Source organism: Pseudomonas lactucae, from assembly GCF_016937615.1.
Classification (GTDB): domain Bacteria; phylum Pseudomonadota; class Gammaproteobacteria; order Pseudomonadales; family Pseudomonadaceae; genus Aquipseudomonas; species Aquipseudomonas lactucae.
In genome coordinates this window covers 1-9,053 of sequence record NZ_JAFHKI010000193.1, presented here as the reverse complement: position 1 = coordinate 9,053, position 9,053 = coordinate 1, and the positions used below count along the sequence as shown (strand labels likewise).

The following is a 9,053-nucleotide window of genomic DNA, read 5'->3' as shown; positions in this document are numbered from 1 at the left end:
CGCCTGCTGCCAGCAGTTGCCCGGCGGCCAGCGGCCCGGCCACCGACCCCAGTCGCCGATGGCCACGCCGCACCCACGCCGGTGGCCCGCACCGCGACGGGATAAGCGGGTGGGGCGCTGGCATACAGCACCAATTGCGCGGCCAAAATGAACAATCCCGCGGCGAAACCAAAGATGGCCATGGGCACGATGCCCTCCGACAGCCCGACACCGGCCAGCGCGGCCAGCAACCCGGCGTACACGAACAGCACCACTTTGAGCGCGTGGCAACGGTCCAGCAGTACGCCACCGAGCAGCGAACCCAGGGCCCCGCCGATATTGAACAGCATCTGCACCAGGCCCGCCTGGGGTTTGCTGAAGCCTTGTTCCAGCAACAGCGACGGCAGCCAATTGAGCAGCATGTACATCACCGTCAGGGTGAAGAAATAACTGAGCCACAACGCCAGTGTGGTGCGTGCGCGACCGTCACCGAACAAGGCCTGGCGGGTAGAGGCACGGGCGCCGGACGTGGTGTGCGACTGTTGGCGAAAGGCGTTGGATTCCGGCAGCAGCACGATCATCAACGGCACGGCCAGCAAGGGTGCCAGGCCACCGATGATAAAGGTGGTCTGCCAGTGTTCACTGGAAAACATCGCCACCACGGCGGCCAGTGCGCCCCCCAGCGGCACGCCGCAGTACATGACGCTGATGGCGGTGCCGCGATTGCGCTCGCTGACCGCCTCGGCGCACAGCGCGATCAGGTTGGGCAGCGCGGCGCCCAGGCCCAGGCCGGTGAGGAAGCGCACCAGCAACAGGCTTGCATAGCTGTCGACAAACGCGGTGCTCAGGGAGAACAACCCGAACAGCAGCACCGCCAGTACCAGGATTTTTTTGCGCCCGATACGGTCGGCGATCCAGCCGCCGAAGAACGCCCCGGGCAACAGGCCGATGATACCGACGCTGAACACCCAGCCGAGCATTTTCGGGTCGAGGGCAAAGCTGTGGCGCAACCCTGCGGCGGTGGTGCCGGCGGCCTGCAGGTCGAAACCTTCGATCAGCGCAACGATAAAGCACAAAGCGATGGTCAGCGTCGAACGACGCGATGGACTGTTCATGGGCAAACCTCATTGTTGTTTTTGTTGTCGTGGTGAGCCGTGAGGCGGCTGGAAATCAAGATAACAAATATAACTATAAAAAGAAGGGCGGCGGCGCTGCGCCAACCATCAGCATCCAGGCCCTCTAAGTCGCCGGTTTGAGATTCGCGGTAGCGAAAAAAACAAAAATAGATACGTTTATTAATGTTCGATTATCGGTCAGTGGCAGTTGACGACTGCGCTCTGCTGTTTCCATTCTCTGTCCGCGAAGCCGCTTGGGCCAAGCGCGTGTCACCCCCAAAACAACAACAAAAATGGACATCGAACATGCCAAAACTCCCCATGGGCGCCGTTGCGGCGACCTGCCGTGTGTCGAACAGCACTCCCTGCCTGATCAGCGCGCTGTTGATGTTGAGTGTGCTGCCCACTGCGTCCTGGGCGGCGGGGTTTATCGACGACAGCCACGGCACCCTGACGCTGCGCAATTACTACCTGGACCGTGACTACAAGGATGACGGCGCCAAGACGGCCGCGCGTGAGTGGGCCCAGGCGTTCATGCTCAACCTGGAATCGGGGTACACCCCCGGCACCCTCGGCTTTGGCCTGGATGTGCGTGGATTGATGGGAGTCAAGCTCGACTCGTCGCCGGACCGCAGCGGCACCGAGTTATTGCCGGTGTCGGCCAGCGACAAGCGTGCCGCCGATGAATACTCGCGCCTGGCGCCGACCGCCAAGCTGCGGTTTGCCCAAACCACGGTGAAGGCCGGCGACGTGTCGATCTTCCTGCCGTTCGCTTTCGCCAGCCCGTCGCGCCTGCTGCCGCAGACCTTTCGCGGTACCGCCCTGAGCTCCAAGGATATTGATGGCCTGACCCTCAACACCGGTTACATCGACCGCATCAACAGGCGCGACTCCACCGACTACCAGGCCATGACCATTGCCTCGCCCAACCGCCGGTTCAACGCCACGGCCACCACCTCGCACCTGGCGTATGTGGGCGGCGATTACCAGGTCAACAAAGACCTCAGCCTGCGCGTGTACCACGCCGAGGTCGCGGACCTTTACCAGCAGGACACCCTGGCACTGCTGCACAACCTGCCGGTGGGCGATGGCGTGCTGACCAGCGACCTGCGCAGTTTCTTCAGTCGTGAGGACGGCAGCGCCAAGGCAGGCAACGTGGATAACCGCAACCTCTCGGCGCTGTTCGGCTACCGCCTGGGCGGCCATCGGGTCAGCCTGGGCTACATGCATTCCAGTGGGGAAACCGCCACGCCGTATATCTCCGGCACCGAGTTGATGGGCATGAGCGAACTGACCATGAGTTCGGACTTTCTCAACGCCAAGGAGCGCACCTGGCAGGCCATCTATGACTATGATTTTGCCGCCTCAGGCGTGCCGGGCTTGAAGACCCGGCTGCGCTATGTGCGCGGCGACAACATCGAGCTGACAGCCTTCAATGCCGAGGATCGCAAGGAGCGCGAGTTCCAGATGGAGCTGGGCTACGTGATCCAGAGCGGCCCGCTGAAGAACGTCGGGCTGATGACGCGCAAGTCGATCTACCGCAACGACTTCCCGGGCGGCGCGGCGTTTCGCGATGAAAATCAGACGCGCTTCCTGGTGCTCTACACCGTGGCGCTCTGGTAGACATCAGTCCTGATAGACCTTCTTGAGCAGGCGCAGCAGCTCTGCACGTTCCTCGACGTCCAGGGCTGCGGTGGCGTTCAGGTCGCTTTGCGCGGCGATGTCCTTGAGCTCCTTGAGCAGCGCTTCGCCGGTCTTGCTCAGGAAAATCCCGTAGGAACGCTTGTCCGGTTTGCACCGCACGCGCACGGCGAGGGCGCGGCTTTCCAGCTTGTTCAGCAAGGGCACCACCTGGGGCGGTTCGATGGCCAGGGCACGGGCCAGGTCGGCCTGCATCAGCCCGGGGTTCTGCTCGATGATTGCCAGGGCCGAGAACTGTGCCGGGCGCAGGTCGTGGTCCGACAGCCGGCCGATCAGGTTCTGGAACAGCTTGAGCTGGGCGCGGCGCATGGCATAACCGATCAGATCGTCCAGGGCTGAATCCAGCGGCGGCCGACCCTCGTCATGTTCGGGCAGGGCCTGGCTGGCGGCGATTTTGGAAGGCTTGGCCATGGACAGTGCAATCCTCAGAAAGTGGAGGTTAAGAAGGCTATCTAGTTTGCCGGGGTTGACGCGCCGTGGCTATGCCGGTTTTTTACCCGGCCCGAAAAAAATGCAGCGGTCATACCCCATAAAATATTGGTTATCCGGATTAATAGTTAATTGACATAACTATATTTGCGGTTTAATTTCGAATCATCTTCACACCCCAGAACAAGAGTGCACCGCCATGAGCAATTACGAAGGCCGCTGGACCACCGTCAAAGTCGAGATCGAGGAAGGCATTGCCTGGGTCATTCTCAATCGCCCGGAAAAACGCAACGCCATGAGCCCGACCCTCAACCGGGAAATGATCGATGTGCTGGAAACCCTCGAGCAGGACCCGGCCGCCGGTGTGCTGGTGCTGACCGGCGCCGGTGAAGCCTGGACCGCGGGCATGGACCTCAAGGAATACTTCCGCGAAGTGGATGCCGGCCCGGAAATCCTCCAGGAAAAAATCCGCCGCGAAGCCTCGCAATGGCAATGGAAGCTGCTGCGCATGTACGCCAAGCCGACCATCGCGATGGTCAATGGCTGGTGCTTCGGTGGCGGTTTCAGCCCGCTGGTGGCGTGCGACCTGGCGATCTGCGCCGATGAAGCGACTTTCGGCCTCTCGGAAATCAACTGGGGCATCCCGCCGGGCAACCTGGTGAGCAAGGCCATGGCCGACACCGTGGGCCATCGTCAGTCGCTGTACTACATCATGACCGGCAAGACTTTTGACGGGCGCAAGGCCGCCGAAATGGGCCTGGTCAATGAGAGCGTGCCGTTGGCGCAACTGCGCGAAGTGACCATCGAACTGGCGCGTAACCTGCTGGAGAAAAACCCGGTGGTGCTGCGCGCGGCCAAACATGGCTTCAAGCGTTGCCGCGAACTGACCTGGGAGCAGAACGAGGATTACCTCTACGCCAAGCTCGATCAGTCGCGCTTGCTCGACACCGAAGGCGGTCGCGAGCAGGGTATGAAGCAGTTCCTCGACGACAAGAGCATCAAGCCTGGCCTGCAGGCGTATAAACGCTGAAAGACGCGGCCTGCGGGCCGCACTGTTGTGACGACGCTGAACGTATTCCCGATAAAGATAATAAAGAGGAATCACCATGCTGGACGTGCCCCTATTGATTGGCGGCCAGTCGTGCCCCGCCCGCGACGGTCGAACCTTTGAGCGTCGCAACCCGGTGACCGGTGAAGTGGTCTCGCGGGTCGCCGCCGCTACCCTTGAAGATGCCGACGCCGCCGTGGCCGCGGCCCAGGCCGCGTTCCCCACTTGGGCCGCGCTGGCGCCCAACGAGCGCCGCACGCGCTTGCTCGTGGCGGCCGAGCAATTGCAGGCGCGCAGCGCCGAATTTATTGCCGCTGCCGGCGAGACCGGCGCCATGGCCAACTGGTATGGCTTTAACGTGCGCCTGGCGGCCAACATCATGCGCGAAGCTGCGTCGATGACCACCCAGATCACCGGCGACGTCATCCCCTCCGATGTGCCCGGCAGTTTCGCCATGGCCCTGCGTCAGCCATGCGGCGTGGTGCTGGGCATCGCGCCATGGAATGCCCCGGTCATCCTCGCCACTCGCGCCATCGCCATGCCGCTGGCCTGCGGCAACACCGTGGTGCTCAAGGCTTCGGAATTGAGCCCGGCGGTGCACCGTCTGATCGGCCAGGTGTTGCAGGATGCCGGCCTCGGTGATGGGGTGGTCAACGTCATCAGCAATGCCCCGGCGGATGCCGCCGCTATCGTCGAGCGGCTGATCGCCAACCCGGCGGTGCGACGGGTCAATTTCACGGGTTCGACCCATGTCGGGCGGATTGTTGGCGAGCTCTCGGCGCGTCACCTCAAGCCGGCCCTGCTGGAACTGGGCGGCAAGGCGCCGTTGCTGGTGCTCGACGACGCCGACCTGGATGCGGCTGTGGATGCGGCGGCGTTTGGCGCCTATTTCAACCAGGGGCAGATTTGCATGTCCACCGAGCGCCTGATTGTCGATGCCAAGGTCGCCGATGCGTTTACCGCAAAACTGGCGGCCAAGGTTGCGACCCTGCGCGCAGGCGATCCCGCCGCGCCGGATTCGGTGCTGGGCTCGCTGGTGGATGCCAACGCCGGTACGCGCATCAAGGCCCTGATCGACGATGCCCTGGCCAAGGGCGCACGCCTGGTGGCGGGCGGGCAATTGGACGGCAGCATCCTGCAGCCGACGCTCATCGATGGCGTCACCGAACACATGCGTCTGTACCGCGAAGAGTCCTTCGGCCCGGTGGCGGTGCTGCTGCGCGGTGACGGTGATGAAGCGCTGCTGCGCCTGGCCAATGACTCCGAATTCGGCCTGTCGGCGGCGATCTTCAGCCGCGACACCGGGCGTGCGCTGGCATTGGCGCAGCGTGTGGAATCGGGCATCTGCCATATCAACGGCCCGACCGTGCATGACGAAGCGCAGATGCCCTTCGGCGGGGTCAAGTCCAGCGGCTATGGCAGTTTCGGCGGCAAGGCTGCGATCGAGCACTTCACGCAATTGCGTTGGGTGACCTTGCAGAACGGGCCCAGGCATTACCCGATCTGAGCAGGCATCGCGACCTAACAATAACAAGGCGGCGTTGACCCGCCTTGATGGAGGACATCCTTGTGAGTTCCGAATTCAGAGCGCAACCCCAGCCCGAGCAGCACCCGCCGCGATACCGCGCGGTGTCCATCGGCCATGCGCCGGTCGAGGTCACTGAAGAACAGGGCGTGCTGCATATGCGTTCCCTTGAGCCACTGGCCGAGTTGCCGCCGCGCTTGCTCGACCGGCTGGTGCATTGGGCCCAGGTGCGTCCCGAACAGACGTTCATCGCCGCACGTCAGGCCGGCGGCGAGTGGCGTCGCGTCAGCTACCAGGAAATGCTCGACAGCGTGCGTGCGATTGCCCAGGGTTTGCTGAGTTACGGGCTGTCGGCGCACAAGCCGCTGGCGTTGCTGTCGGGCAACGATATCGAGCATCTGCAAGTAGCGCTCGGCGCCATGTACGCCGGTATTCCCTACTGCCCGGTATCGCCTGCGTACGCGTTGTTGTCCCAGGATTTCGCCAAGCTGCGCCATGTCTGCGAGCTGCTGCAACCGGGGCTGGTGTTCGTCAGCGATGCGGCGGCTTATCAGCGCGCCATCGAGGCCGTATTGCCGGCCGACACGCCGCTGATCTGCGTGCGCGGTGAGGTGCCCGGACGCACTCAAGCCAGCTTTGCGAGCCTGTTGCAAACGCCGGGTGGTGCCGAGGCCGAGGCGGCGTTCAACGCCTCCGGCCCGGACAGCATCGCTAAATTTCTCTTCACCTCCGGCTCGACCAAATTGCCCAAGGCCGTGGTCACCACCCAGCGCATGCTCTGCGCCAACCAGCAGATGCTGTTGCAGACGTTCCCGGTGTTCGGCGAGGAGCCACCGGTGCTGGTGGACTGGCTGCCGTGGAACCACACCTTTGGCGGTAGCCACAACGTCGGCATTGTGCTCTATAACGGCGGCACCTTTTACCTGGACGATGGCAAACCCACCGCCCAGGGCATTGCCGAGACCCTGCGCAATCTCAAGGAAATTTCGCCCACGGCCTATCTGACCGTGCCCAAGGGCTGGGAAGAGTTGGTCAATGCCCTGGAACAGGACGCCGAGCTGCGCGAGCGGTTTTTTGCGCGCATGAAACTGTTCTTCTTTGCCGCCGCCGGCCTCTCGCAAAGTGTCTGGGATCGTCTCGACCGCGTGGCCGAGCTGCACTGCGGCGAGCGCATCCGCATGATGGCCGGGCTGGGCATGACCGAAGCCGCGCCGTCCTGCACCTTCACCACCGGACCGTTGTCGATGGCCGGTTACATCGGTTTGCCCGCACCGGGGTGCGAGGTGCGTCTGGTGCCGCTGGACGGCAAGTTCGAAGGGCGCTTTCGCGGGCCGCACATCATGCCGGGTTACTGGCGCGCGCCCGAGCAAACCGCCGAGGTGTTCGATGAACAGGGATTCTACTGTTCCGGTGATGCAATCAAGCTCGCCGATCCTCAGCAGCCGCAACTGGGGCTGATGTTCGACGGGCGCATCGCCGAGGACTTCAAGCTGTCTTCCGGGGTATTTGTCAGCGTCGGCCCGATGCGTAATCGCGCGGTGCTCGAAGGCTCGCCGTATGTGCAGGACCTGGTGATCGCCGCACCGGACCGCGAATGCCTGGGCGCCCTGGTATTCCCCAGGCTCTACGAGTGCCGCCGGCTGGCGGGCTTGAGCGTTGATGCCAGCGACGCCGAGGTCCTCGCCAGCGCACCGGTGCGCCAGTGGTTCGGCGACTGGTTGCAGCGCCTCAATCGCGAGGCCACCGGCAATGCCAGTCGCCTGGAGTGGATTGCCGTACTCGACGAAGCGGCGTCCATCGACCGTGGCGAAATCACCGACAAAGGCTCGATCAACCAACGCGCGGTGTTGCAATGGCGCGCGGCCAAGGTCGAGGCGCTGTATCGCGGTGAAGATCCGACGATCCTGCGCGCCGGGCCCAAGCCGTGAGCGGCGCCGGGCAGTACGCGGCGTTTACCGATGTGGCGATTTTCGACGCGGTGCGCACACCCTGGGTCGACCTCGGCGGGGCACTGTCGCTGGTGTCGCCCATCGACCTGGGCATCAAGGTCGGCCGTGAAGTGCTGGCCGCATCGGCATCGAACCGCAGGCGGTAGACAGCGTGCTGGCCGGCTCCATGGCCCAGGCCAGTTTCGATGCCTACTTGCTGCCACGGCATATCGGGTTGTACAGCGGTGTGGCGCAATCGGTCCCGGCGCTGGGGGTGCAGCGCATCTGCGCCACCGGTTTCGAGCTGTTGCGCCAGGCCGCCGGGCAACTGCGCGATGGGACGCAACTGGCGTTGTGCGTGGCGGCTGAATCAATGTCGCGCAACCCGATTGCCGCCTACACCCACCGGGGCGGGTTTCGCCTGGGGGGCGAGGTGCAGTTCAAGGATTTTCTCTGGGAGGCGTTGTACGATCCGGCCCCGGCGGTGGACATGATCGCCACCGCCGACAACTTGGCGCGCCGTTATGGCTTGAGCCGCGAGGCGGTGGATCGGTATGCCTGCGACAGCCATCAGCGCGCGTTGCAGGCGCAGGGTGAGGGGGCCTGGGCTGAAGAGATCGTGGCGGTGGATAACCAGGTGTTTGAACTGGAAGGGTACCAGTCGAGGAGTATTACTCTGGCGCGTCAGGCGGGTGCAGTCAGTGCGGACAGCCATCCACGGGCCACCAGCCTGGAGGCCTTGGCGCGTTTGCGTGCAATCCATGCCGGTGGGGTGCAAACCGCCGGCAACAGTTGTGCGGTGGTCGACGGTGCGGCGGCGGCGCTGGTCGGGCGTGCCTCTGACTGCTCGCGCCCGGCGCTGGCCTGGCTGGTGGCCAGTGCGGTGGTAGGGGTGGCCCCTGAGTACATGGGCATCGGCCCGGCGCCGGCGATTCGCCTGTTGTTGCAGCGCAGTGGGCTGAACCTGGGCGATATTGGTCGTTTCGAGATCAACGAAGCCCAGGCGGCGCAGGTGCTGGCGGTGGCCCAGGAGCTGGAGCTGGACTGCACGCGTCTTAACGTCGAGGGCGGCTCTCTTGCGTTGGGGCATCCGCTGGCGGCCACCGGTCTGCGTCTGGTCATGAGCCTGGCTCGGCAGCTGCGTCGGCACAATTTGCGTTATGGGATTGCGGCTGCGTGTGTGGGTGGGGGGCAGGGGATGGCGTTGCTGATCGAGAACCCTGCCTGGCTGCCGTGACGGCTCGGTAGCTGCGACTATCTACTGACACCCGCAATCTAAATGTGGGAGGGGCTTGCTCCCGATATAGGTAATCCGTACGCAGCTGCCG

Annotated in this window: 5 protein-coding genes and 2 pseudogenes; 5 read left to right on the top strand and 2 right to left on the bottom strand. The window is 63.8% G+C overall.

Translation table 11 applies throughout. The features are described from left to right. Window positions 1-1,094: pseudogene (gene mhpT / locus JWR98_RS27380) on the bottom strand (3-(3-hydroxy-phenyl)propionate transporter MhpT); the annotation flags it as partial. Window positions 1,095-1,400: 306 nt separating this feature from the next. Here mhpT and JWR98_RS27375 point away from each other — a divergent pair. After that, a complete protein-coding gene (locus tag JWR98_RS27375) occupies window positions 1,401-2,717 on the top strand; it encodes an OprD family porin (RefSeq protein WP_205491712.1) in 1,317 nt (438 codons plus the stop codon). A gap of 3 nt (window positions 2,718-2,720) precedes the next feature. Here the strand turns inward: JWR98_RS27375 and JWR98_RS27370 are convergent, their stop codons facing one another. Beyond that, window positions 2,721-3,206, bottom strand: coding sequence for a MarR family winged helix-turn-helix transcriptional regulator (locus JWR98_RS27370; protein ID WP_003173184.1), 486 nt, complete (start codon window positions 3,204-3,206; stop codon window positions 2,721-2,723). 217 nt (window positions 3,207-3,423) lie between these two features. Here JWR98_RS27370 and JWR98_RS27365 point away from each other — a divergent pair, with 217 nt between their 5' ends. The 4 genes and pseudogenes from JWR98_RS27365 (at window position 3,424) to JWR98_RS27350 (ending at window position 8,962) form a co-directional block, all read left to right on the top strand. Continuing rightward, window positions 3,424-4,254, top strand: a complete 831-nt coding sequence (locus JWR98_RS27365) for a p-hydroxycinnamoyl CoA hydratase/lyase (protein ID WP_017528275.1) — start codon at window positions 3,424-3,426, stop codon at window positions 4,252-4,254. A 76-nt stretch (window positions 4,255-4,330) separates the two neighbouring features. Then, entirely contained in the window at window positions 4,331-5,779 is a 1,449-nt protein-coding gene (locus tag JWR98_RS27360) for an aldehyde dehydrogenase (RefSeq protein ID WP_205491710.1), read from the top strand. 62 nt (window positions 5,780-5,841) lie between these two features. After that, a complete protein-coding gene (locus JWR98_RS27355) occupies window positions 5,842-7,725 on the top strand; it encodes an AMP-binding protein (RefSeq protein ID WP_205491709.1) in 1,884 nt (627 codons plus the stop codon). Continuing rightward, window positions 7,722-8,962, top strand: a pseudogene (locus tag JWR98_RS27350) (thiolase family protein). Before JWR98_RS27355 ends, JWR98_RS27350 begins: the two are co-directional and overlap by 4 nt. The last annotated feature ends 91 nt before the right edge of the window (window positions 8,963-9,053 follow it).

Bases quoted from the DNA above. Each gene is read 5' to 3' on its own strand.
- JWR98_RS27375 (WP_205491712.1), top strand. From the start codon at position 1,401: ATGCCAAAACTCCCCATGGGCGCCGTTGCGGCGACCTGCCGTGTGTCG.
- JWR98_RS27370 (WP_003173184.1), bottom strand. From the start codon at position 3,206: ATGGCCAAGCCTTCCAAAATCGCCGCCAGCCAGGCCCTGCCCGAACAT.
- JWR98_RS27365 (WP_017528275.1), top strand. From the start codon at position 3,424: ATGAGCAATTACGAAGGCCGCTGGACCACCGTCAAAGTCGAGATCGAG.
- JWR98_RS27360 (WP_205491710.1), top strand. From the start codon at position 4,331: ATGCTGGACGTGCCCCTATTGATTGGCGGCCAGTCGTGCCCCGCCCGC.